We start from the raw sequence: 24,347 nt of genomic DNA, 5'->3' as shown, positions 1-24,347 counted from the left end.
TGTGACAAGAAAACGAAGTAAGATGAAAAACTGCTCAGGTTAGCACATTGCTTTTCGTAAGTACGATTGAATGTGGATAAAATAAGGGAAGTAGGGAGGGATTTTTATGAAAGAACATGTTGTAATCGTTGGTGGAGGTATCGGAGGGTTAACATCAGCCGCATTTTTAGTGAAAAACGGATATGATGTCACTGTTTTAGAAGCTTCAACCGAATGGGGCGGCTGTGCAGGCAAATTTTCAAGGGGTCCCTATACTTTCCCTGTTGGAGCAACCTTAGGTATGGGATTTGAACCAGGTGGTATTCACTATGAATTGTTAAATAAATTGGGTATACCCCTTCCTGAAAATGAATTACTTTCTAACGTCATGGACATTCATTTTGATTCAAAGACTCTTCATTATTTCAAAGATAAAAATCAATATTTAGAGGAACTTTTTAAACATTTCCCTCATTTAAAAACCAATATAACAGCCTTTTATCAAGAAGTATGGAAAATAGGAGCTGAGGTTAAAAAACTCATGCTAAAAATGCCTGTTCTTCCCCCGGTTACATGGCAGGAATGGTTAACACTCTTGAGAACTATTGAAATAACATCTTTTACTCTTATTCCTTACATAAGAGAACCATTAAATAAATTGCTAACAAAACACCAGTTATCTGAAGAGAGTGAGTTTATAGCTTTACTGGATTCACAGCTTATTGATTCTATGCAAACAACCTCAAAAGAGTGCTCGGCCATAATTGGTGCGTTTGCCTTAAGCATTTACCATGAAGGGGCTTTTTACGTTAATGGCGGTTTGTATGAACTCTCCCATCGTTTAACTGATTTTATTAAGCATAATGGGGGTAAACTTTTCAAAAAAGCAAAGGTTGTTAACATCAAGAAGCAAGAAAAGCAATTCAAGTTAACTGATATAAGGAATAGAGCCTGGCTAGCTGATCAAGTTGTATGCAATTTACCTGTCCCTAACCTAATAAATCTTTTAGAACCAAGTATAGTGAAACATTTATCTTCACGTTATCACACAAAGAAACAGGAAATTCACTGGGGAACGATGACACTATATATTGCACTAAAAGAGGATATCATTCCAGATCAAACACCGTTATTTCAACAGATATTACAAGGGGAGGAACATTCTCTTTCTGAGGGTCATCACCTTTTTCTTTCTCTTTCAAAAAAAGGTGATATCAAAAGGGCTCCGGCAGGTTTTAGAACCCTTACTGTGAGCACTCATACAAACCTTTCAAATTGGAGATCCAAACAGCAATATGATACGTATAAAAAGCAGCTTTCTCAATTCATGTTAGAAGGTGTAAAGCTTATCATTCCACAACTAGAAGAAGGTTTAGTTTACCTAATCGAAGGGGCACCCCGTGCTTGGGAACGCTTTACTGGAAGACACAATGGAATGGTTGGCGGTTTTCCACAAACATATCAAAACACATTATTCAACAGCCTCTCACACCGATCTGGAATCAATAATCTTTGGGTTTGTGGTGATAGTGTTTTTCCAGGAGCAGGAACGATTAGTGTTTCAATTAGTGGGTATCATGTCGCACAGTCGATTATGAAACAAACAAAAAATCCTGTACACCCATGAACCTTGAACTCACGGGTGTACAGGATTAATCTCGTTATATCGTCCACTGATCATGGACGATTGCCACAAGCTTCCACTCATCCTTTGAATTTTTTTCAAAAACAAGATTTAAGGCCTTCCAATCCATATTTCCGTTTTCCTCAGTTCCTTTGACGTAATACTCAACAACTTGAGACTCAGGAAATATGTCTTTACTATTTTTTATCGTATTTCCTCTTGCTTGTTCCGGATTATAAACGATCTCATCTGCTTGATGGTAGCTCGCATCATAAATAAATTCACTATAGTATTTACTTGGAATTAGCTTAATTGGCTCACCACTTCCATCTCTTGCCCCCCATGTATACTCTTCTTCGGAATGAAAGAAATGCAAGAGATCCTCCTGTTTGAATGTAACAGCATCGTCCTCTATATGAGCATATGGTGAAAACAACACACCTTTTTCTGAAGAAACATAGGTAGAAAGCTCTTCAAAGTTTTGATCTTTTAAGGAAGCTATTACTTTTTCTGCATTTTCTAAGACGAGCTCCTTATCATCTTTTAGAGGCTCAGCTTCTTCTTCCTCATTTGTCTCGATGTCTGTTGTTTCTTCTTCCGTTACATTATCTTCTTCTATAGGTTTATCTCCTTGCTCTTCTGTACTTTGTGCACATCCTGTTAAAAGTAAAATAACAAGAAATAAAAGATAAGATTTTTTCACTCTAAACCTCCTCGAATGAATGTTTTGTTTATTCCATTTTGTACAACTTCCTTTTAAATTATGAATTCCCTAATTATAAACGAGAAAACAACATTATTTTTTAAAACGATTCAGTACTTTATCTTTATAAAAAGACGATGCCGGTGATTGAAAAGCATTCCGTTTTTTCATTAAACGTTCTATTCTTAACATTCTTTCCTGTTTTTTCTGTTTAAGCGTTTCTTTTTCTTGAAGATCTTCAGTAGCATCTATTAGATCTTCGATTGAACTAATTTCCTTTTTAAGTTTTTCTACATCGTTTAACATATTTGAGTTTTTTAAAACTTTATAAGCCACACGAAGCTCTTCAGGTATGTGGGAAAGGTCTTCTAGATTCAATGGCTTACCTTGACCAGGTAAGTTGTCGAACTCACCTTCTTCTATAGCTTTTTTTATTTTATCTTCAGCAATGATAGAAAATAGATCCAAAGGCATTTTCTCCCTTCCATGTAAGTCTTACAAGTATTATTAATCTTTACTAGTAAAAACCCTTTAATCAAAAATCTTCCTATAAAGACATCTCCCAATGCATCCCTTCATTTTCTACTCCAAATTAAACTTTATATAAGAATAAAATTCCACATTAAGTTTAAGTAAAATATTTCAAAACTCTATTGTATTTCGTGACCCGAAAGAGTATGATGAGGAACGTAGATTTCTAGAATCGAGGTATTCAAAATGAAAATAAGAGATTGGGATACAAATCTTAAAATACGATTATTTGGTGAAGCCTTGATGAACATAACATTTTGGATGTTCTTCCCGTTTTTAACGATTTATTTCGCTGATGAATTCGGCAAAGCACAGGCCGGCTTATTCCTTATTATATCGCAAGTTTTTTCAGTACTTGCCAATTTAATGGGGGGATATTGTGCTGATCGATTTGGAAGAAAAACCATGATGGTAATGGCTTCATTTGGTCAAGGCTTATCCTTCATGATATTTGCATTATCGAATTCTCCTTGGCTCGAATTGCCTATGCTCGGCTTTATCTGTTTTGCGTTCGCAGGAGTATTTGGTTCCTTTTACTGGCCAGCCTCTCAAGCAATGGTTGCTGACGTAGTTGAAGAAAAGCATCGAAGTAGCGTTTTTGCTATTTTTTATACATCTATTAATATTGCTGTTGTTATTGGCCCTATTTTAGGTGCTATTTTTTATGTTCAGTATCCATTTGAAGTATTATTGGTTGCAGGATTCATTTGTATGTTGCTTTCTTTTTTATTAGCAAAACAAACAAGAGAAACTGCCCCTCCTTACAATGCTGGTTCAACTGGTGAAGACCGTAGATGGTATAGCCCCATACTACAGCAAGTCCAGGATTATCGAATAATCTTCCGTGACCAGACATTTTTGCTTTATATCATTGCGGGTGTTCTCGTCGCACTTACCTTTATGCAGCTAGACATGATTATCCCAGTTTATATGACAGACATGATTCAACAGCAAGAAATGTTCCGCTTTGGTGATTGGTCCATAACATTAAACGGCGAGCAAGCATTTGGCGTAATTCTTTCAGAAAATGGTTTGCTTGTGGCTCTATTTACGATTTTCATTACAAAGTGGATGGGAACATTTAAAGAGAGGAATGTGTTTGTTCTTTCTTCTTTCATCTATGGAATCTCAATGGTTGTTTTCGGTTTTACGAGTTCACTTTGGCTCTACATTCTAGCAATGGCAATTTTTACTTTTGCTGAGCTTATGACAGCTGGGATTCAACAAACGTTTGTTTCAAAACTTGCCCCTGATCATATGCGGGGTCAATATTTTGCTGCTGCTAGCCTTCGATATACAATCGGGCGTACGATAGCACCAATAGCGATTCCAATGTCTTTATGGTTTGGTTATCAAATTACCTTCGTGATCCTTGGAGCACTAGCAGTCGTAAGTGGATTCTTATATTACGTGATGTTTCAAAAAGCAGAATTAAAACAGGTTAAACATATAGAAGCTAGTTAAAAAAAGCTGTAAAACGAAGAAAAGTATCTCGTTTTACAGCTTTTTTGTATGAATATTTGTAGTATCATATCATGAATTTGCATGTCTCAAATTCTCAGCCTTTACCGACGTTTCTCCCATTAATTGTGCGATTGTCTTGTTATCTTCTGTTAAATTTTCAACATTTGCACTCATTTCCTGAAGACTTGCTGAAGATTGTTCAATAATTGCTGCCAGCTCATTCGTTGATAGTTGGACATCATGTGACTGACCTTTCACAAGATCCGCAAACTTTGTAAATTGCTCGAACTGTGAAGATAGGTTTTCTAATGTTTTTTTCACATGTTGAATCGATGTACTTACTTTGTCCGATGACTTAACACTTCGATCAATAAAAGAATGACTATCCTCCATCTTTGAAACAGCAGCTGCATTACTTTCATTTAAAGTATGAAGATTGTCGTTTATTTTTTCTGTTGTTGCCCTTGTTACATCTGCTAACTTTCTAATTTCTGAAGCTACAACTGAAAATCCTTTGCCAGATTCACCGGCTCGTGCAGCTTCAATAGATGCATTTAAGGCAAGCAAACCCGTTTGATCAGTGATCTCCTTTATTGAATTGGTTAACTGATTCATTTCAGTTATGGTGCTTGTTAATAACTTAAACGTTTGATCTAACTCAGTAATCATTGCTTTTAACTGATTCATATCTGAGTTTAATTCAAATACCTGCTGATTACCTTCAATGATAATGTTACTTGCACGGCTAGAATCTTCTTTCAAATCATTTGAAATAGAATGGAGCTTCTCCATTGATTTCATCGTTAGCTTTGCATTTTCCGATATATCATTAATTTGGTCTGATTGATTTTGACTGCCGGCTGATACTTCCGTAATCGCCTGTTTCATTTCTTGTTGCGCTTCTAAGCTTTCTTGAATTTGCTTGTTAACAATAGAAATGGCTTCAACAATTCCAGAAACGTTGATTTCAAGATGCTGCTTTTGTTTCTCTTTCTCACTTGCTTCACTTTCAGCTTGATCAAGAAAATGCTGAAGCTGATGAAATTGACGGCTATTTAAATGGATCACAATTCCAAGGACTAACCCTGATAAAACATAGACAATTCCTGCTGAAGCAAAAATAGTTGATAAAGCTAGGTTATCTTCTTGTTTTAGGATAAATGATAATACAAAAGCGATAAACCCTAGGGTATAGCCTAACGCAAAGATATTCCTCTTCATATGTATAGAAGAAATTAATGTTAAAAATAAAATAATAATAATAATTTCAGCATTTGGCCCCCATATAAAAAGAGCGGAAATTAAAAATAAATAGATTGAAATAATGCTAGTGTATGGGAAAAATACAGGTTTTTTTACTAGTTTTTGAAAAATAAGATACAACAATGTAAACGCTAACAATTCTCCTCCATAAAAAATCCCCTTTGATATATCCTGAACTGCTATTGTTTTAGCCATAGCCATGATCAGGGAAATGGAGAAACTAATAAACATTAATGTATTTTTCTTCGTTATATCAGTCAAAACCATTTTTTCTATCGTATTCATACATATCCCCCTTATATTTATCACTTTTATATAGAAAATATATCATGATTGGGCAAAATTTCCCATTATATTTTGTGAAACAGTTCGACTTTTCTCTAAAAAGTGCAGCATTTGTCAATTTTTAATGCTTTTTATCATAAAATTTTTCTTCACTATAAAATCGCTCCATGGCAGTTTTTAAAGAAAAAAATTAAAAATCCCCCCTTTTCACACAGTTTTATAGATGTTACAATGACACCACAAAACTTAAAACGGCTTCTATTCTTATCGGAATAGAGGCTATTTTTGTTACGTTCTCTTGAACGATGCTCTATATATTCTAAAAAATTCAGCTGAAAGGGTGATTTCAATGCATTACGGAAGCAAAGGATGGTATGTTGAAGAACTTAAGAAATTAGGTGTTCGCCGTCATGAAGAGAGAAAGCTCGAAAGCTACAAAAAACATTTTCTAGCTAACCTTCTTGAAAAACACAGCAAATAAGTTTCTTTTAAAAACAAGTAGAGGCACACCTGTGATGAGTGTGCCCCCTACTTAATCATATGGTAAAGCTTGATAAAAATAATTTGGTTTGATCACTTTATTTTCATAGCTTTGATGAAAAACATGTGTTGTCGCAGGTGAGACTGGAGGAATCAACCACGTCCAGTCACCAGTAAGATCTCTGGAACTTTCACGTTCGTTTTGTTCGAATCGTTTGAATTGCTGAGCAGCCGTATGGTGATCAACAATACTTACACCTTCATTTTTAAAGGAATGAAGAACTGCAACATTTAGCTCGATAAGCGCTCGATCTTTCCATAGATTCGCGTGAGTTCTTGTATCTAAATTCATAACCGAAGCAATTTTAGGCAGAAGATTGTAGCGAAACGAATCGGCTAAATTTCTTGCACCAATTTCTGTTTCCATATACCATCCGTTAAACGGGGCCGCTGTATACTCAATCCCACCGATCTCCAGCTTCATATCAGAAATTATCGGTACGCCGTACCATTTCAAATGAAGATCTGCGATAGCTTCTATTTCAGGGTGGACAATGGACACCTCTAGTACTTTATCTTCTGGTATAGCAAATAACTTCGGATGTTGATTATTTACCTGAATAATGAGTGGAAGAACATCAAAATTTGTTCGCTCTCCCCGCCAACCTAGTTCCTCACATTGCTTTGTAAACGAGATAGAAGCTGGATCTCCTAGATATCCATGTTCTGTTTCATATCCTGCATAGCGAATTAATTGGTGATTCCATATTCGAACACTATTTTCTTTTTTTAATGAAGGTTTAAAAATAGTGATAGCCGGCCTGATCTTACCAGCGTTTGTAGCAAAGGATAGATGATTTTGCAACGCATAAAAAACATCTTCTTCGGATTCTGCCTGGCGTTGATCAAATACAGTTAATGTATTCCAAAATAGTCTACCAATACATTTATTACTGTTTCTCCAAGCCATTTTAGCTCCATGCTCGAGTTCTTCAAAAGTATGGTCATAATAGCCTTTGTTTTTTATTTGAGACTTTACTTCCTCTATTCGTTCATCAATTTGTTCGTTTGACTTCCCAAGTTCTTTATAAGCGATTTTAATAAATTCAATTGCTTCAAGTTCTAGCTGCATGTTTGCAACCAATTTGGTCACCTCTTAAAAGTTCTTACATAATTTCTTATATCTTACTTCCAGTCCAGTCCTTGCGTCTAATATAAACACTCATTCATTACCTTTCTTTCTTTGAATACTTAAGTTCCCAAAGTTGTTTTAATATCGGCATTTCAATCATTTCTCCCTCTGTAACGTGGTTCCACTCAACACCAATAGGTTTTTCATATGGAGAATTGGTTTTGGTTAGTCCCTTTTCAGTCGCAATCCAATCAACTGTTAAATCATATGTATCCCTAGGAATATCATCACTTACTAATTGAGTACTATGAATGGTCGTTACAATTGGAACAGGTGGATTACCTAACTCACGGATAATGGCGTATTCACGATCGGCATACCCTTCCCCTTTTCCCAATCTTCTTCCGTCCGAATGAATCGCTACTGAACCAACTACCATTAAATCAATAGACGGGATGTCTGTTAAAGGTATTTCTTTCCCATAGGATTTAATATGACTTAAGCTTGCGGCTTTACGTTCCTCACCAGCTGGCACCCATTCTGGTTTCACCATAATAAATCCAGCCTTGAGACGTGGAGTGGGGACAAGCAATACCTTCCCATCTAAAAGAATTTGTTTACGTAACGGAAGCTGTGGGGCATCAGGATTTACTTTTATCACTTTTGCTTTTTTATATTCCTGCAAAGTTGTAATATGTGCTGCAGCAATCTCTGCTCCTTTAAAGTTCGGAATCCGATTTACTAGAGGAAAAGGAAATCGCCCATTCTTCTCTTCCGTAAGCTGCTTCCAAACACTATGTCTAATTTCATCCTTTGTTTTCATATAGTCCTCCAATCTATTAACGTTTGTTACCTGTATTATAAACAAAGTGAAAAGGATAGACACGTAATGAGGTTTGTACGAAGATTATGTTTGATTTGAACTGGATTGTTTGATTGAATTAACTGAATAGGGTGAACTGTTGATGTTGAGAATGGAGAACTGAACTGACGTGATTTTTTGTTCTTTTGGCGCGACTAATCCTTGTTTTGACTTGATGTTTCGTAATTTTGACTTGACCAGAGGACATATTGACGTGACAACTTGTAATCGACTTAATTTTCCGCTGCTTTGACTTGACCAATCCTTGTTTTGACTTAACTTCTTGTGATTTTGACTTGATCAGAGGACATATTGACGTGACAACTTATAATCGACTTGATTTTCCGCTGTTTCGACGTGACCAATCCGTGTTTTGACTTAACTTCTTGTGATTTTGACTTGATCAGAGACCATATTGACGTGACGGCTTGTAATCGACTTGATTTTCCGCTGTTTTGACTTGACCAATCCTTGTTTCGACTTAACTTCTTGTGATTTTGACTTGACCAGAGGACATATCGACGTGACAACTTGTAATCGACTTGATTTTCCTCTGTTTTGACGCGACCATTCCTTGTTTTGACTTAACATCGTGTGATTTTGACTTGACCAGAGAACATATTGACGTGACAACTTGTAATCGACTTGATTTTCCTCTACTTTGACTTGACCAGGCCTTGTTTTGACTTAACTTCTTGTGATTTTGACTTGATCAGAGGACATATTGACGTGACAACTTATAATCGACTTGATTTTCCGCTGTTTCGACTTAACTTCTTGTGATTTTGACTTGACCAGAGGACATATCGACGTGACGACTTGCAATCGACTTGATTTTCATCTCTTTTGACTTGACCGATCCTTGTTTCGACTTGACCCATCCTTGTTTTGACTTAACTTCTTGTGATTTCGACTTGATCAGAGACCATATTGACGTGACAATGAAAAAACAACGCGACCTTCCGCTTTTATTCCTATTCAATCCTTGTTTAAACTTGAAATCCTACTTATTAACGTTTAAACAAATGTTTAATTAACAAAAAGTAAAAAAGACCTACTACACCAATAAGATGCACTAAGTCTTTGTCCATTATTTACTCTGTTCAATTTCCTCAACCAGAAGAGATAATTCTTCCCAGCGTTCCATTGTTTCGTCCAAAGTTTGCTCGACTTTCTCTTGCTCTTTATATAGCTCTTGTACTTTTCCAAGGTCACTTCCAGCTGCAGCAATTTCCTGTTCCAGCTGCTCTTTTCGTTCCTCCAGCTCTGCAATTTTATCTTCAATACCTTCCCATTCCTGTTGTTCTTTATAGGAAAGGCGTCTTTTCTTATCCTTTTTGTATGAGGATTTATCAGCAGCTGGTTCTTCTTTTACTGCATTCATTTCCTGTAGTTTTTTCTCTTCCATGAATTCTGAATAACTGCCTTGGAACCGAGTAATATTTCCATTGCTTTCAAAAACGATTAAATGGTCCACAACACGGTCAAGAAAGTAGCGATCATGTGATACAGTTAACACAACCCCTGGAAATTGATCCAGATAATCTTCGAGCACACTTAATGTTTGAGTATCAAGGTCATTTGTTGGCTCATCTAGAAAGAGAACATTTGGCTCTTCCATTAATACTTTCAATAAGTAGAGCCTTCTTCTTTCGCCTCCTGATAGCTTACGAATGTAGGTCCACTGAGCTGAGCGTGGAAATAAAAAGCGTTCAAGCATCTGCTCAGCTGTTATGACTTGATTGTCAATCGTATAAACTACTTCAGCTGTTTCTTTAATATATTCTATAACACGAAGGTTTTCGTCCATCTCTTCATGCTCTTGTGTATAAAAACCAATTTTAACAGTAGTTCCTACATCAATAGTTCCCTCATCAGCCACAATACGTCCAGCCATAATGTTCAAAAGCGTAGACTTCCCTGTTCCATTCGGACCGATAATACCAAGCCTTTCACCTGGGGTAACTAAATAACTAAAATCAGCAATAAGCTCTCTTCCATCATATGCTTTTGAAATATGTTCAAGCTCCAACACCTTTTTTCCTAATCGAGTGGAACCAATCGCGAAATCTAAATCTTGCTTTGCGGCAGGTCCTTTTTGATCCTGAAGGTCTTCCACTCTACCAATTCGAGCCTTTTGCTTTGTTGTTCGTGCCTTTGCACCTCGTCTTAGCCAAGCTAATTCGCGTCTTAAGAGGTTTTGACGTTTTTCTTCAGCTAACTCTGCATTCATTTCCCGATCAGCTTTTTTCTCTAAGAAAACCTCATAGTTTCCTGAATAGGTATAAAGCTGGCCCTGATCTAATTCAAAAATCTGATTTGTTACACGGTTTAAAAAGTAACGATCATGCGTGATCAGAACAATAGAACCTTTATATTGTGCTAAAAATCCTTCGAGCCACTCAATCGTCTCATTATCAAGATGGTTCGTTGGCTCATCGAGAATAAGTATATCTGCTGGCTGAATTAAGGCTTTGGCAATAGCAACCCGTTTCTTTTGACCGCCAGATAAATGGGTTACCGACTTTTGAAAGTCAGTAATACCTAGCTTTGTTAATATTGTTTTTGCTGCAGTATTTGCTTCCCAAGCATCATGCTGATCCATTTTCTGTTGCATATTCATGAGATGCTTGAGCTTTGTTTCATTTTCCGGATCCTGTTCAAGCTCACTTTGAGATAATTCATACTCTCTCATCACCTGCATAATTGGGGCATCACCATAATAAATTTGTTCTAAGATTGTTAAGCCCTCAGTTAACTCTGGCTGTTGTGGTAAATATTCAATTCGAATCGTATTTGAATGTGTAATCTCACCAGAATCAGCTGATTCTATCCCCGCAATCACCTTTAATAGGGTTGATTTTCCTGTTCCATTAACTCCTATTAATCCAATTCGCTGCTTTTCTGCAATGGTAAACGAAATATGGTCAAATAACACCTTTTCACCATATGTTTTATATAAATTTTCTACCTGTAATATGCTCATATTATCCAATCCTTCAACAGTTTTATCTATTGTATAGCATAACAGGTAGTTAATAGTAAGAAAAGTAGGAGAGAAGGATGGAAAATTAGGATTTTATTTTTCACTCTATCAACTTCGTGGAAAAGTCGTTCAACTTTCAACTTAAATCTATTAAGTTTGCCATATAATCTATCATTAGACAAAGATTAGCCGCGTATTTCCTCATACAAAAAAGCCGCATTGCGCGGCTTCTCCTACATTTTAGTGTTGACCATCCTCAGCTTTTTCTAATAGGGAGTTAGCTAGTACGGATAAACTACTTGTTGTATGGTTAATCTCTTTAATAGAAGAAACAATAGAATCCAGATCATGTTTGTTACGATCAAACATAGATAAATAGTTTTCCATTTCCATCTTTACAGTAAGTAGACCACCTTTTACCTGCTGAATTTTAGCTTGTGATGCTTGAGTTGAGTTATTCATAGCTTTCATATCCTCAACTAAATGTTGAGTTGAGTTATTATTTTTTTCAACTAATGTTTTTATTTCATTACTCATCTTTTTAGAGTTTTCTGCAAGTTTCCTTACTTCTGATGCCACAACGGCAAAGCCTTTCCTTCTTCACCAGCTCTAGCTGCTTCAATCGAGGCATTTAATGCTAATAAATTTGTTTGATCGGCAATTTCTTCAATGCTTTTTGTCATAGCTAAAATCTTTTCTGAAGTATCTTTCAAATTCAAGATACCCTTGATTGACTTGTCCATTCCACCAATAACATCATTAAAGGTACCTATCATTGAGCCCATTTGCACTTCATTTTCATTAGTTAAGCCAACTAAATTTCGACTGCTTTTCTGAGTAATTTCTGTTTCCTGGCGAATTTGGTCAGCCTTCGTACTTGTTTCATAGATCGTTGCTTCTGTTTCTTCTACTGAAGCTGCAACTTCTTGACTAATGGCTACTAACTCCTTCTGAAGTAGCTCTTTGGATGCATTTAGTTGCTTTAGTTCATTCATTCTTGATCCAATATAGTTTTCTACAACTAATTGTGAATCTAGATTTGTCACATGTGTTATAGCTAGAAGAACTCTTGATAGCGCTTCAGGATCTTTTTCAAACTTTTTTACAATTTGGGGAATTAACAGTGTATTCAATGCAGAGTAAGTAGCAATAAACCACGACGCTGGTAAATGAGCCCCATTATGCGTACTTCCTATTCTTTTTCTCATCTGAAAATATTCTTCATCAAGCTTTCCACTTAAAATACTTTTAAAATAATGAACAAATACTTTATACAAACGCTCTCTAGTTGAATGCTCTGTGGCAATTCTTGTTAGTAGTGGTTGCTTGAAAAGATGATTAAGTACTTTTTGTAGTATCTCATCAATAATCTCTAGTAAAAATGGTTGTGATTGTTGCAAAACTTCAAGATATTCAGCCTTAAAGCCCATATACTGAAGCCTTAAAGAAATTTCTTTATCAGAAACAACTGCAATTTCATGGTCTTCAGGAAAATTAATTTGTGGTTCAAATATATATAAATCTTCTATTGATTTCTTCTTTAATCCAAACATCTTTCTTCCATCCTCCCGGTTTTACGTCCCTCTCATTGTATAACATTTGTTACATATTTGTATATCTTTATACCTACACAATAACATTATTTATTAAAATTTTATATTGCATTATCTTTCTTAACACTTTACCATTAACTGTATTAAGAATATTAATACAGTTAAGACGAAGGGGGTTACGAATGTTTCAATTAGATGTAAGAAGCAGAAAGCCCATATATGAGCAATTAGTCGACAAAATCAAGGAACTTATCATTAATAGGATTCTAAAACCTGATGAGCAATTACCTTCTGTCCGAATGCTATCAAGTCAATTGACAATTAATCCCAATACAATTCAAAGAGCTTATCGTGAACTTGAAAATCAAGGATACATCTACTCAATTAAGGGGAAGGGAAATTTTGTCTCGGCAATAGAACATATGCCAAGCAATGAACAATTGAATGATCTAAAAAAAGACATCAGAAAACTCATTGCCGAAGCGATCTACTTAGGCTTAACAAAAGAAGATTTATATGTATTATTTGACGAAGCACATCACCAAACAAAGGGGGTAAAAAAACATAATGATTCAGGTAAATTCCATAAGTAAAAAATATAATGATCACCTTGCTGTAGATGACCTTACCCTTCATGTTAAAAAAGGATCAATCTATGGATTGTTAGGCTCTAATGGAGCCGGTAAAACCTCACTTTTAAAAATAATCGCAGGCATTAATAGAGCTGATAAGGGAAGTATTCTGATTGATGATATACCCTCATACGAACATGTACAAGTAAAGGAAAGGGTTATCTTTATCCCGGATGTTCTTTATTTTTTCCCACAAGCAACAGTAGCACAAATGGCATCTCAATATAGAGAGTATTATCCAAAATGGAACCAGAAACGTTTTGAGCAGCTAAGTTCAGCGTTTAATATCGGTTTAAATAAAAAGGTACATCGATTATCTAAAGGAATGAAGAGGCAAGTAGCCTTTTGGCTGGCTTTATCAGCTATGCCTGATGTCATGATTCTCGATGAACCAATTGACGGACTCGATCCTGTTATGAGGCAAAAAATTAAAAATCTATTATTTCAAGATGTAGCTGAAAGAGAAATGACGATTATTATTTCTTCTCATAACCTTCGAGAAATTGAGGACTTATGTGATCATGTGGGGATTATGCATAAGGGAAAAATCATGATCGAAAAAGAAATAGATGACCTAAAATCTGATACACACAAGGTTCAACTAGCTTTAGCTGACCCTACACATGAGGAGCATCTATTAAATCAGCTAAATATTTTACATTATGAAAAACGAGGAAGCGTTTCTCTTTTAATTGTTCGAGGTAGTGAAGAAAAAATCAGCAAAATCATCCATTCAACAGATGTTTTGCTTTATGATTTATTGCCACTAACATTAGAGGAAATATTCATTTATGAAATGGAGGATGTGGGTTATGAAATCGAGAAAATCCTTCTATAAAAATGCTGTAGTCAAGCAAGACTTCAGACAATTTGGATGGATTAGCCTTGTCTACTTAGTCAGTCTATTATTTACACTACCACTTGGCCTCCTTCAAATCGCATCTAGAAAATATGTCATTTTCACAGATTATAAAAATTATCTAATGGTGAATCCAGAGATACAAATTGTTCTATACTTTGCAGTCCCAGTAGCTGCCGGATTATTACTGTTCCGCTACATCCAAAACGAAGCTTCAGTAGATATGGTCCATAGCCTTCCAATTAGAAGAGAAACACTGTACTTCAGTCATGTAATAAGCGGACTACTTCTACTAATTGTACCTATTATATTAACTGCTGTTATTACGTACTTTGTAACAAATACAATTGAAGGGTTTTCGGGAATCTTAACAGTTTTAGATCTATTGTCATGGTTCGGTGTAGTTACTTTATTAACATGCATGATGTTTTCATTTTCCATTGCAGTTGGCTTTATCACAGGAATGTCGACTGTACAGGCAATTTTAACTTATATTTTTCTGTTTTTACCAATTGGTATGGTTACGATGGTTACTTATAATCTATCCTTTCTTCTCTTTGGTTTTACGACAGCCTCTATAGAAGAAAAGCTTATGTACCTATCTCCATTTCTACGATTTGTTGGAACCTGGGATGAACCTCAACCATATTCAACACTTGAAATCATGATCTATATTATTTTTACGGTGTTCTTTTTTGTTATTGGTTTAGTCTTATACAAATTAAGACAGCTAGAACGGGCAACTGATGTTATTGCCTTTTCTTTCTTAAAACCGATCTTTAAATATGGAGTAACATTCTGCAGTATGATTTTAGGTGGCAGTTATTTTTCTGCTACTGGAGATCTTAATAGGAATTGGATTATTTTTGGCTATATTATCGGAGCATTAATTGGCTATACGGTAGCTGAAATGGTTTTACTCAAAACATGGCGTATTCTTCGTCTCCATTTCTTTACAGGCATTATTATTTATAGTGTTGTTTTTATCGTTGTACTACTAGGAATTAAAACAGACTTAATCAATTATGAAGCGAATCTTCCTAGAATGGATCAAATCGAGGAAGTGTACTTCGGTAATAAATATGATATGCAAGAATTGATAAGGAACGAAATTGATCCATTTTCGGATAATAAGCTTTTTATCCAAGACGTTAGGAACCTGCATGAAGAAATTATTAATCAAAAAGATTTTATTGAATCACAGAAGTATTCAGATGTAAACAAAGTACAAGGATTCATTACTTACCGAATGAAAAACGGTAAACAATTTACACGTGAGTATCAATTACCTGCTGATGCATTCCAAAAACATCTTACACCTGTCATGGAATCGGAGGGTTATCTTGTTAATCAGCCAGAATTCTACCAAGTGCAAAGAAAAGATATTTTAAACATTAGAATTAATCCAGTTGGTCCTGGTCATCATGTTAACACGATTACAATTTCAGACAAAAAAGAAATTGATGAGTTTAGAAGAGAAATAGAAAAGGATATCCTCTCTCAATCTATTGAAGATCTTGTAAGCCTGCTTCTCCTTGGGCATATATTGACATAGAGTATAAGCGGAACAATAACGAAGAACATATATTTGATGGCTATTCAATTGATTGGAAGAAGTCGTACGAAAATGTTACGAACTGGCTAGATGAACATGATTATTTAGAAGATGCACGCATTGATGCTAACGATATTAAAGAAGCTGAAATGACAATTGTAACCCCTCAAAACCCAGCTGAAGAAATGTTCTCAGCAGAAGAGTATTATAAAACTGGGCAAAAGCATGCGACAATAACTGATAATGAGTCTTTAAAAACAATTATCCGCCATTTTACTGAGTATTCATCAGATCATACTTATTATGTGAAACTCATTTTAAAAGACGGAAATGAATGGTATGGTTCTATTCCTGATCAGTACATGACAGATGAGATGAAGGGAAAATTGAAATAGAACCCAAGAAAGCAGCTAACTAATTAATTAGCTGCTTCTTTTAGTTTCAATTTATTTTTTGTTTACCTGTCTACCACTTTTCTTTTGGCTCTGGTGTTGACTATTTCCTACCTGAACATCTGTACCAAATTCAATATCATTTTTCCCTTGTTGCTTGGCAATTTGCATACTTGATTGTTCTGAATTCTGTCTGCCTTCTTTAGACATTAGTGTACCCCTCCTTACAGCAATTTCATTTTTAATATGTACAATTATCTTATTTTAATTCGACATAATTCGGGTAGTGACAGGCACCAAAAAAAGGCCAACCAAATGGTTAGCCTTTTCCTCACGACGCTTGATCTTGATCCTTCTTGTATTCAGTTTCCCAATAGTCAGCATTCTTAATGCCTAATGCTTTCGGATCGAAGACAGGGTCTTTTCCTTCTTTTCTCTGTTGCTCATAATCTTTAAGCGCTAGTAATGCTGGTTTTGCAAGTATTAATATCGCAATAACGTTTAGCCATACCATAATTCCTAATCCAACATCACCTAGAGCCCATGCTAAGCTTGCCGTTTTAACTGCTCCGTAGAATGTTGCTCCTAAAAGAATAACTTTTAAAAGAAGCATTGGAAGTTTACTGTTCTTTCCACGGATAAGGTAAGCAATATTTGTTTCAGCAATATAGTAGTAAGCCATAATCGTTGTAAAAGCAAAGAAGAATAATGCAATCGCTACAAATCCTGCACCAAATCCAGGAATAACACTATCAATTGCTGCTTGCGTATAACCAGGACCTGCTTCAATTCCCTCTAGATTGTTAACGATAAACGAACCATCAGGTGCTTCAGTATTATACATACCAGTGAATAAAATCATAAATGCTGTTGCTGAACATACAAATAACGTGTCAATATAAACAGAAAAAGCTTGAACTAAACCTTGCTTAGCAGGGTGAGAAACCTCTGCTGCTGCTGCCATATGAGGACCAGTACCTTGACCAGCTTCATTAGAGTAAATACCACGTTTTACTCCCCAAGCAATAGCCATACCAATTAGTCCACCAAAAGCTGAATCTAACGCAAATGCGCTTCGGAAAATAAGAGAAATAACTGCAGGTAACTCTGTAATATTCATAAGAATAATAATAAGTGATAAAACAATATAACCAATCGCCATAAATGGCACAATGATTTGAGCTGCATTGGCGATTCTTTTAACTCCACCGAAGATAATAACCGCTAGAAGTACAACAACTGCAAGACCAGTAACTGCTTTAGGAATTCCAAATGCATTTTCCATCCCAAGTGCAATTGAGTTAGATTGTACACCTGGCATTAAAATCGCCATTGCAATTAATGCTGCAAATGCAAAAAGAACAGCAAACCATTTCCAACCAATTCCTTTTTCAATGAAATAAGCAGGGCCCCCACGATATTGACCATCTTGTTTCACTTTGTAAATCTGAGCTAGTGTTGACTCAATAAATGCACTTGATGCCCCGATAAAAGCGATTGCCCACATCCAAAATACTGCTCCAGGACCACCGAAAGCAATTGCGGTAGCTACCCCGGCAATATTTCCTGTTCCTACACGTCCAGAAAGTGCGATCGCAAGTGCCTGGAAAGAGGATACCCCAGCTTCTGAGCTTTTACCTTGAAACATAAGCCTAACCATTTCCTTAATGTGTCTTACTTGTAGAAAACGAGTTAAAATAGAAAACAACAATCCCACACCTAGTAAAATATAAATTACTGGTGTGCTCCACAAGACACTGTTTAAGGCAGTAACAAATCCCTCCATAAACAAAACCCCCTTTTTTATAAAAAGCTGAATTTTCTATCTTTTAAAATTATAATCAATATCTCCATATAACACAATAGCAATGTTAGGTAATCTCACATTTTATTTTATTATAATAAAGTAATTTAAAATACCATGTGTTCTAACATTTAGTTCAACCCGGATATATATGATGATAAACACCATTAAAATAGCATAACCAAGATAACTTCAACTAGTTTAACATAAGTAATCCTTAAAATACTATTGAGAGAAAATCCGATAAATATGATATTCTAAAATAATAATTATACTTTTTTACCATGAAGAAAAAAATAATTATATTTTTGTAATAAATTTCTCACAATAGTAATAGACTACAAGAATACCATCCCCTCATAATGAGAGAAACATCTGCGGGAAATCAGTCATAACAACGGAAACATTTGTATTCTCTAGCGAATGAAAACCCTCTAAAGTATTTATTGTGTAGACTCTAATTGGATAACCTGCCAGGCTTGCTTTTCTTCCTAAAATTGACTGCGCAAATACTGCTTCACAATGAAGACCTTGTACATGGAGGTTTTTGGCTATACTTAAAACATCAGTTGGTACACCTTGAAATAGTAAAGCTGTTTCTATATTATGATCAATCTCATAGATTCTCCTCAAGCTGTCTCTGTTAAATGAAGATAAAATGCATTGTTGGTGCAGATTCAGCTCATGAATTAACCGTAACACCTTTTCCTCAAGTTTTTCATAATCAATTCTATCATTTTTCAATTCAATGTTAACAATCAGTTTATACGGAAGTGTCTTTACCCACTCTAACACTTCATTAAGTGTAGGAATATTTTCATTTTTGAAGTCAGCATGAAACCAGCTTCCTGCATCATATTGTTTTAATCTATTTAATGTTAAATCCTTAACATATCCCACTCCATTCGTTGTTCTTTCAATTTTTTCGTCATGAATTACGACAAGTTCTCCATCCTGTGACATTTGTACATCTAATTCGATACCATGTGCTCCTACTTCCACTGCTGCTTTAAATGCAGCCATTGTGTTTTCCGGGTACAGTCCACTTAGCCCACGATGTGCAAAAATTTCTACTTTATTACTCATATCCGATCTCCTATATTCTAGTAATCTCTAAAAAAAGACCCCGGAAGAGAATTTCCTTCAAGGGTCGAAAGAGGTGGTAAATAACACTCTACTCTTACTTTAAAATACCTAATGTTCATTAGTTTCCTTGCTTTTTATTGGCAACCTCTAATGCACGGTTTGTTTCTTCAGCAGCTTGATCAAGAGCTTCCTTCGGATCCATTCCTTGATATAAGTTCTCCATTGCTGTTACAACTTTTTGTCTTGATTCAGGGAATACAGATATCAGTGCTCCTTGTGTAGCTGTATTAGTCTTTGTATCACGTAATTGATCAACTGTTACTTTAAGTTGTGGGTATTTTTCCCATTCTTGTTTTACAACGTCCTGTTCATATGCAGCAGGATTAATTGCGAAATAACCAGTTTTCACATGCCAATCTGCTTGAACCTCAGGAGTAGTTAGATATTTCATAAATTCCCACGCAGCCTTTTGTTTTTCTTCATCAATACCACTTGACATCCAAACTGATGCTCCACCAATAATAACTCCATTTCTTTCAGCATCATCAGGAATTGGAAGATATGAAACGCCAACTTCAAAATCAGCATTATCTACAATTGTTTTTACACCAGCTGAAGAGTCTAAATACATCGTCATTTTCCCTGATTGGAATGCCGCACGCATATCATCCCAGTTTTGTCCTACATTATAAAATGTACCTTCATTGTACATATCTGAAATTAAGTTAAATACATTTAACCCCAATTCATCATTAAATGTAGCCTTTGTTGCATTTCCGGAACGACCGTTTTCATTATCAACGTAATGACCACCTTGTTCTGCTAGCATCTCTTCAAAGAACCAACCATAATTAAGAATAGAGAATCCGTATTGACTTGTTTCTCCGCCATCTGCTTTTGTTAATTTTTTCGCAGCATCTTTCAGTTCACTATATGTCATCGGTGCTTTCTCAGGATCTAATCCAGCTTCTTTAAACGCATCCTTATTATAAATCAAGACTGGTGTTGATGAATTAAATGGCATAGAATATTGCTCGCCATCGACTGTATAGTAATTAGAAATGTTTTATCCCATTGTGATGTATCATAATTTTCTTCATCAATAAATTTTTGTACAGGCTGAACATGGCCACTATCAATCATATACTTTGTTCCAACTTCAAATGTCTGCATAATTGTCGGAGCATCCTCCGTACCTGCAACAGTGTTGAACTTTGTTAATGCCTCTTCATATGTACCTTGGAAAACCGGTTTTACTTCAATATTATCTTGAGATTCATTAAAATCAGCAACAATATCATTTAATACTGTTTCAAGATCTCCACTCATCGCATGCCAAAACACTACTTCTTGCTTTTCTGAGGTTTCCTCAGTTTCTGTCCCTTCTGTACCTTCAGCTTCTGATTTTGCACCAGAAGAATTCGTGCTTGAACTTGAACAAGCTCCTAATAGTAATAAAAACAAAGCAGATAAAATAATTAGAAATTTTTTCTTCATGAATAAGTCCTCCTTAATATTCTTTACTTAATTGCACCTTGAGTAAGTCCACTCTGAAGACGCTTTTGACCAATAAACAATAAAATAAGTGTTGGAAGAATAACTACAACGACTGCTGCCATCACCACCCCCCATTCGGTTGAAATTTCTTGTGACTGCAGCTGTTTTAAACCAATTTGTACCGTACGAACACTTTCGTTGTTTGTGACAAGCAGAGGCCATAGGTACATATTCCAGGTGGTTAAAAAGCTATAGATTCCTAATGTAATTAAGCTTGTTTTTGAAACTGGTAAAACAACGTTCCAAAAGAAGCGAAAACGACTTATTCCAGCAACCTGTGAGGCTTCATACAACTCCTTAGGTATTGTTTTGAATTGTTGTCTTAACAAGAAAGTTCCGAAGGCTAATGCGAAAAAGGGAATGGTAAGACTAGAATAGGAATTCAGCCAACCTAGTTTTTGAATCGTTATGAAATTCGGAACCATTGTTGCTTCCCAAGGAATCATCATTGTTGAGATAAATAAGAAGAAGATAAGCTCTCTTCCTTTAAAGGATATAAACACAAAAGCAAATGCCGCCAGGCTGGACACAATTATTTGGCCTACCATAACAACAGTTGACACATAAAAGCTGTTCCAAAGATATTGAAGAAGAGGAACCTTTTCAAAAGCAGATTTATAGTTTTCTAAAGTAAGACTATTAGGGATTAGATTACCTTTGAGCACCTCTCCTCCTTGCATAAAACTGATCATGAATGCATAAAAAATTGGAAATACCATAAAAATAACTGAAATAATTAACAATATATATAAGACGATCTTTTTCAGACTCCTCATTGATAATGCACCTTCCGTTCCCCAAGCTTAAATTGAAGAATGGTAATAAATAAAATACAGAAGAAAAGAATTGTTGCTTGAGCACTTGCAGATCCAACATTATAGTTTATAAAGGCATCTTTATAGATGGAATAAACAATAACATTTGTGGACTCCACTGGTCCTCCCTTTGTTAAAATATCAATCTGACCAAAGGTTTGAAATGCATTGATTAACGATACGGTAACAATGAAAAATAGAGTGGGAGATAACATCGGAATTGTTATCTTCCTGAGCTTATACCAATAGCTTACTCCTGCTATTTCAGCATTCTCGTACAAGTAATCATCTATATTTTGCAAGCCACCTAACAAAATAAGAAAAGCAAATCCTGTATTCATCCAAATCGTTGACACTGCAACAGAAAACAGGGCATACTTCGGATCTAGTAACCACTGGATTTCAGAGCCACCAACAGCAGTGACCAATTTATTTAATATTCCTATTGCCGGGTTATACATAAACATCCAAATAACCGAAGAGGCCGCAACACTCATTCCCATCGTGGAAGAAAACATCGTTCGAAAAAAGCCTATTCCCTTCACCTTCTCATTAGCAATAACAGCTAAAAATAAGGCAATCACCACTCCTAGCGGAACTGTGTACAATACAAACAGTATTGTTGCTTTAAGACTTTGTTGAAAGCTCTTAGACTGTAAAAGGTAAGTGAAGTTTTCAAGGCCTACAAACGTAATTGGCACTCCTTGTCCATCTGTTAAAAAAAAGCTCAGATATAACGTACGTATCATTGGATAAAAAAGAAATAATCCGAACAAGATAATAGATGGTGCCAGATAAAGTAATCCTATTAACAAGTTGGGTAACTCTCTTTTTTTGGCTTTTGAACTTGTTTGTATATCAAGCGAAGGTGATGAAACATCAGGCAAGCTACTCATAAAACTGCCTCCTTGAGAGTGTGTTGATCAAACCTATTAGATTGATGCCATATACACTCCCCACTATCAGCTTCAAACATATAAATATCGGAAGGTGTAACGTATAACGGTATTCTTTCCCCGATATCAACGTTCCATTGTCCGTTCCATTTTGCTATCCACTGCTTATGACCAACCTCAAATGTAATGAGAGTTTCTGTACCAAGCACCTCTACATTCACAGCCTCAGCGAAAAAGCTCACCTGTCCGTCTTTTGCAAGCTTTACATCCTCAGAACGAACTCCTACCATTAGCTTCTTATCCTTAGGCAACAGACTAGCAACCTCATTAGCTAGTAAAATTGAGCGATGATCATCAAGCTGTAAACAATTGTCCCTTACTGAGACTTCCGAGAGATTCATCGGAGGAGCTCCAATAAAGGATGCTACAAACGTATTTGCTGAAATATTATAGATATCAATTGGCCTACCAATTTGCTGAATTTTCCCGTTATGTAAAATCATCATGCGGTCACCCATTGTCATTGCTTCTGTTTGATCATGTGTAACATAGACCATCGTAATTCCTAGCTTTCTTTGAATCTGTCTGATTTCTGATCTCATTTTCGCCCTTAACTTTGCATCTAAGTTAGATAAAGGCTCATCCATCAAACAAATCGGTGCATGCGTCACAATCGCACGTGCTAATGCCACCCTTTGTCGTTGTCCACCTGATAATTGCCGCGGTTTACGATCTAATAAATCCGACAACCCCAGCATTTCCGCCGTCTCTATACAACGTTTCTTTTGTTCGGATTTTGAAATTTTCTTTGTATGTAAGCCAAACGTAATATTTTGTTCAACACTTAGATGTGGATATAATGCATAGTTTTGGAACACCATTGATAGGTTACGCTGACTAGCTGGTAGTTGATTGGAAAGAACGTCACCAATATATAGCTCTCCTTTCGATATATCCTCAAGCCCAGCAATCATTCGAAGCATTGTGCTTTTTCCACATCCAGAAGGACCTACTAACACAAAAAATTCACCTGGTTCAATCGTGACATCAATTTCATTTATCACATCAGATTTTCCATCATAGGACTTTGTTACGTTTCTCAACTCTACACGCTTCATTCCGTTAACCTCCTCATTTATTTATATACAAAGCTCTATCCTCTTTACGTGTCTTCCAAAGCCAAGGTCTCCCTGTCGAAACAGCTACAGCTCCACTCTCTAATGCTGCTTCAATTTGTAATTGATTTTGGACAAGTCCACCTGTAATAATAGGAAGATTTGTGTCTCTTTTTAGCTTGCTAATCATATCTGGAATAAGCGCAGGCATAACCTCAAGAGCATCAGGTTTAATGTCATTAACTGTTTGCAAGCCATTTTTCACCGCATCTGTATCAACTAAAAAGAGTCTTTGGATTGTTAACAACCCTTCTTTTTTTGCTAATTGGATAAGTGAGCTTTTTGTTGTTATAATTCCAGTTGGCTTTACGTACTTTGCTATAAATTTCAATCCTTCACGGTCATAACTTATTCCGGGGATTTTTTCGATGTGTAAAAAAACAAATCGGTTGTTTTTCTTTAGTAAGTCAACATATCTCTTTATCACGCTAATGTTTCCTGTTAATAAAAAGGCCATTTGTATATCTGTGTTTAAAAACTGATCTAGGCTTTTTGGATCTTTGATAGATGCAATAACTTGATCTTCTTCCAATCTTTTTGTAAATTCCTGTAGCATGTCCATCCTACCCACTCCTTCATATTGACTTGAAGGTCGAATAGCAAAATAAAGAAACCATAAAAAAACACAGGGGTTACGGCAACGTAATTCTCCTATTTCTTTTTATGGTTTCTCATTTTCACAACCTAATCTATTCACTTGTCCTTCACAGCTTT

Annotated in this window: 20 protein-coding genes and 3 pseudogenes; 7 read left to right on the top strand and 16 right to left on the bottom strand. The window is 35.8% G+C overall.

The features are described 5' to 3' along the window. Nucleotides 1-106: 106 nt before the first annotated feature. A complete protein-coding gene (locus tag MVE64_RS15980; protein WP_247339496.1) occupies nt 107-1,606 on the top strand; it encodes an FAD-dependent oxidoreductase in 1,500 nt (499 codons plus the stop codon). 34 nt (nt 1,607-1,640) lie between these two features. On the opposite strand, the gene MVE64_RS15975 is transcribed toward MVE64_RS15980, so the two are convergent. Together MVE64_RS15975 and MVE64_RS15970 are read right to left on the bottom strand one after the other, a co-directional pair. Further along, complete coding sequence (locus MVE64_RS15975; protein ID WP_247339495.1) at nt 1,641-2,306, bottom strand: hypothetical protein; 666 nt, start codon at nt 2,304-2,306, stop codon at nt 1,641-1,643. A gap of 93 nt (nt 2,307-2,399) precedes the next feature. Continuing rightward, the gene (locus MVE64_RS15970) at nt 2,400-2,780 is read right to left on the bottom strand and encodes a DnaJ family domain-containing protein (protein WP_379053452.1); all 381 of its coding nucleotides are present in this window, start codon (nt 2,778-2,780) and stop codon (nt 2,400-2,402) included. A gap of 243 nt (nt 2,781-3,023) precedes the next feature. Here MVE64_RS15970 and MVE64_RS15965 point away from each other — a divergent pair, with 243 nt between their 5' ends. Beyond that, nucleotides 3,024-4,301: an MDR family MFS transporter gene (locus tag MVE64_RS15965; RefSeq protein WP_247339493.1), complete on the top strand. Its 1,278-nt coding sequence runs from the start codon at nt 3,024-3,026 to the stop codon at nt 4,299-4,301. A 69-nt stretch (nt 4,302-4,370) separates the two neighbouring features. On the opposite strand, the gene MVE64_RS15960 is transcribed toward MVE64_RS15965, so the two are convergent. Further along, entirely contained in the window at nt 4,371-5,849 is a 1,479-nt protein-coding gene (locus tag MVE64_RS15960; RefSeq protein WP_247339491.1) for a methyl-accepting chemotaxis protein, read from the bottom strand. A gap of 349 nt (nt 5,850-6,198) precedes the next feature. On the opposite strand from MVE64_RS15960, the gene MVE64_RS15955 reads away from it, so the two are divergent. Beyond that, entirely contained in the window at nt 6,199-6,330 is a 132-nt protein-coding gene (locus MVE64_RS15955; RefSeq protein ID WP_098799252.1) for a YflJ family protein, read from the top strand. Nucleotides 6,331-6,381: 51 nt separating this feature from the next. Here the strand turns inward: MVE64_RS15955 and MVE64_RS15950 are convergent, their stop codons facing one another. The 5 genes and pseudogenes from MVE64_RS15950 to MVE64_RS28145 form a co-directional block, all read right to left on the bottom strand. Next, nucleotides 6,382-7,461, bottom strand: a complete 1,080-nt coding sequence (locus MVE64_RS15950) for a nitric oxide synthase oxygenase (protein WP_247347096.1) — start codon at nt 7,459-7,461, stop codon at nt 6,382-6,384. Between the two features lie 97 nt (nt 7,462-7,558). Continuing rightward, entirely contained in the window at nt 7,559-8,284 is a 726-nt protein-coding gene (locus tag MVE64_RS15945; RefSeq protein ID WP_247339490.1) for a 5-formyltetrahydrofolate cyclo-ligase, read from the bottom strand. Between the two features lie 1,129 nt (nt 8,285-9,413). Next, nucleotides 9,414-11,309, bottom strand: coding sequence for an ABC-F family ATP-binding cassette domain-containing protein (locus tag MVE64_RS15940; protein ID WP_247339489.1), 1,896 nt, complete (start codon nt 11,307-11,309; stop codon nt 9,414-9,416). Between the two features lie 240 nt (nt 11,310-11,549). Then, nucleotides 11,550-11,992: pseudogene (locus tag MVE64_RS28150) on the bottom strand (methyl-accepting chemotaxis protein); the annotation flags it as partial. A 333-nt stretch (nt 11,993-12,325) separates the two neighbouring features. Further along, a pseudogene (locus MVE64_RS28145) lies at nt 12,326-12,862 on the bottom strand (protoglobin family protein); the annotation flags it as partial. A 182-nt stretch (nt 12,863-13,044) separates the two neighbouring features. Between MVE64_RS28145 and MVE64_RS15930 the strand changes: the two are divergent. From MVE64_RS15930 to MVE64_RS15915, 4 genes are all read left to right on the top strand, one after another. Beyond that, nucleotides 13,045-13,455, top strand: coding sequence for a GntR family transcriptional regulator (locus tag MVE64_RS15930; protein WP_247339487.1), 411 nt, complete (start codon nt 13,045-13,047; stop codon nt 13,453-13,455). Beyond that, nucleotides 13,430-14,332 (top strand): ABC transporter ATP-binding protein, encoded by a 903-nt coding sequence (locus MVE64_RS15925; RefSeq protein ID WP_212138057.1) that lies wholly within the window; start codon nt 13,430-13,432, stop codon nt 14,330-14,332. The genes MVE64_RS15930 and MVE64_RS15925 overlap by 26 nt, the downstream gene beginning before the upstream one ends. Further along, on the top strand, nt 14,307-15,908 hold the full coding sequence (locus MVE64_RS15920) for a hypothetical protein (protein ID WP_247339486.1): 1,602 nt from the start codon (nt 14,307-14,309) through the stop codon (nt 15,906-15,908). The genes MVE64_RS15925 and MVE64_RS15920 overlap by 26 nt, the downstream gene beginning before the upstream one ends. 149 nt (nt 15,909-16,057) lie before the next feature. Further along, the gene (locus MVE64_RS15915; protein WP_247339484.1) at nt 16,058-16,303 is read left to right on the top strand and encodes a hypothetical protein; all 246 of its coding nucleotides are present in this window, start codon (nt 16,058-16,060) and stop codon (nt 16,301-16,303) included. A 51-nt stretch (nt 16,304-16,354) separates the two neighbouring features. Here MVE64_RS15915 and MVE64_RS15910 read toward each other — a convergent pair whose 3' ends face one another. From MVE64_RS15910 to MVE64_RS15875, 8 genes and pseudogenes are all read right to left on the bottom strand, one after another. Further along, a complete protein-coding gene (locus MVE64_RS15910) occupies nt 16,355-16,510 on the bottom strand; it encodes a hypothetical protein (protein ID WP_247339482.1) in 156 nt (51 codons plus the stop codon). A 121-nt stretch (nt 16,511-16,631) separates the two neighbouring features. Next, nucleotides 16,632-18,086 (bottom strand): alanine/glycine:cation symporter family protein, encoded by a 1,455-nt coding sequence (locus MVE64_RS15905; RefSeq protein WP_212138061.1) that lies wholly within the window; start codon nt 18,084-18,086, stop codon nt 16,632-16,634. A 375-nt stretch (nt 18,087-18,461) separates the two neighbouring features. After that, the gene (locus MVE64_RS15900) at nt 18,462-19,190 is read right to left on the bottom strand and encodes a glycerophosphodiester phosphodiesterase (RefSeq protein WP_247339480.1); all 729 of its coding nucleotides are present in this window, start codon (nt 19,188-19,190) and stop codon (nt 18,462-18,464) included. 118 nt (nt 19,191-19,308) lie between these two features. Beyond that, a pseudogene (locus MVE64_RS15895) lies at nt 19,309-20,687 on the bottom strand (ABC transporter substrate-binding protein). A 23-nt stretch (nt 20,688-20,710) separates the two neighbouring features. Then, entirely contained in the window at nt 20,711-21,523 is an 813-nt protein-coding gene (locus MVE64_RS15890) for a carbohydrate ABC transporter permease (protein ID WP_247339478.1), read from the bottom strand. Then, nucleotides 21,520-22,458, bottom strand: coding sequence for a carbohydrate ABC transporter permease (locus MVE64_RS15885; RefSeq protein ID WP_247339476.1), 939 nt, complete (start codon nt 22,456-22,458; stop codon nt 21,520-21,522). The genes MVE64_RS15890 and MVE64_RS15885 overlap by 4 nt, the downstream gene beginning before the upstream one ends. Beyond that, nucleotides 22,455-23,576: an ABC transporter ATP-binding protein gene (locus MVE64_RS15880; protein ID WP_247339475.1), complete on the bottom strand. Its 1,122-nt coding sequence runs from the start codon at nt 23,574-23,576 to the stop codon at nt 22,455-22,457. Before MVE64_RS15880 ends, MVE64_RS15885 begins: the two co-directional genes overlap by 4 nt. Before the next feature lie 13 nt (nt 23,577-23,589). Continuing rightward, nucleotides 23,590-24,195, bottom strand: a complete 606-nt coding sequence (locus MVE64_RS15875; protein ID WP_247339474.1) for a glycerol-3-phosphate responsive antiterminator — start codon at nt 24,193-24,195, stop codon at nt 23,590-23,592. Nucleotides 24,196-24,347: the final 152 nt, after the last annotated feature.

The organism is Metabacillus endolithicus (genome assembly GCF_023078335.1).
Classification (GTDB): domain Bacteria; phylum Bacillota; class Bacilli; order Bacillales; family Bacillaceae; genus Metabacillus; species Metabacillus endolithicus.
The sequence above is the reverse complement of the archived record's forward strand: the minus strand, read 5'-3'. Positions and strand labels throughout refer to the sequence as shown.

Excerpts from the sequence above, each read along its gene's own strand:
- MVE64_RS15980 (WP_247339496.1), top strand. The coding sequence starts at position 107 with ATGAAAGAACATGTTGTAATCGTTGGTGGAGGTATCGGAGGGTTAACA.
- MVE64_RS15970 (WP_379053452.1), bottom strand. The coding sequence starts at position 2,780 with ATGCCTTTGGATCTATTTTCTATCATTGCTGAAGATAAAATAAAAAAA.
- MVE64_RS15965 (WP_247339493.1), top strand. The coding sequence starts at position 3,024 with ATGAAAATAAGAGATTGGGATACAAATCTTAAAATACGATTATTTGGT.
- MVE64_RS15960 (WP_247339491.1), bottom strand. The coding sequence starts at position 5,849 with ATGAATACGATAGAAAAAATGGTTTTGACTGATATAACGAAGAAAAAT.
- MVE64_RS15955 (WP_098799252.1), top strand. The coding sequence starts at position 6,199 with ATGCATTACGGAAGCAAAGGATGGTATGTTGAAGAACTTAAGAAATTA.
- MVE64_RS15950 (WP_247347096.1), bottom strand. The coding sequence starts at position 7,461 with ATGCAGCTAGAACTTGAAGCAATTGAATTTATTAAAATCGCTTATAAA.
- MVE64_RS15945 (WP_247339490.1), bottom strand. The coding sequence starts at position 8,284 with ATGAAAACAAAGGATGAAATTAGACATAGTGTTTGGAAGCAGCTTACG.
- MVE64_RS15940 (WP_247339489.1), bottom strand. The coding sequence starts at position 11,309 with ATGAGCATATTACAGGTAGAAAATTTATATAAAACATATGGTGAAAAG.
- MVE64_RS15930 (WP_247339487.1), top strand. The coding sequence starts at position 13,045 with ATGTTTCAATTAGATGTAAGAAGCAGAAAGCCCATATATGAGCAATTA.
- MVE64_RS15925 (WP_212138057.1), top strand. The coding sequence starts at position 13,430 with ATGATTCAGGTAAATTCCATAAGTAAAAAATATAATGATCACCTTGCT.
- MVE64_RS15920 (WP_247339486.1), top strand. The coding sequence starts at position 14,307 with ATGAAATCGAGAAAATCCTTCTATAAAAATGCTGTAGTCAAGCAAGAC.
- MVE64_RS15915 (WP_247339484.1), top strand. The coding sequence starts at position 16,058 with ATGACAATTGTAACCCCTCAAAACCCAGCTGAAGAAATGTTCTCAGCA.
- MVE64_RS15910 (WP_247339482.1), bottom strand. The coding sequence starts at position 16,510 with ATGTCTAAAGAAGGCAGACAGAATTCAGAACAATCAAGTATGCAAATT.
- MVE64_RS15905 (WP_212138061.1), bottom strand. The coding sequence starts at position 18,086 with ATGGAGGGATTTGTTACTGCCTTAAACAGTGTCTTGTGGAGCACACCA.
- MVE64_RS15900 (WP_247339480.1), bottom strand. The coding sequence starts at position 19,190 with ATGAGTAATAAAGTAGAAATTTTTGCACATCGTGGGCTAAGTGGACTG.
- MVE64_RS15890 (WP_247339478.1), bottom strand. The coding sequence starts at position 21,523 with ATGAGGAGTCTGAAAAAGATCGTCTTATATATATTGTTAATTATTTCA.
- MVE64_RS15885 (WP_247339476.1), bottom strand. The coding sequence starts at position 22,458 with ATGAGTAGCTTGCCTGATGTTTCATCACCTTCGCTTGATATACAAACA.
- MVE64_RS15880 (WP_247339475.1), bottom strand. The coding sequence starts at position 23,576 with ATGAAGCGTGTAGAGTTGAGAAACGTAACAAAGTCCTATGATGGAAAA.
- MVE64_RS15875 (WP_247339474.1), bottom strand. The coding sequence starts at position 24,195 with ATGGACATGCTACAGGAATTTACAAAAAGATTGGAAGAAGATCAAGTT.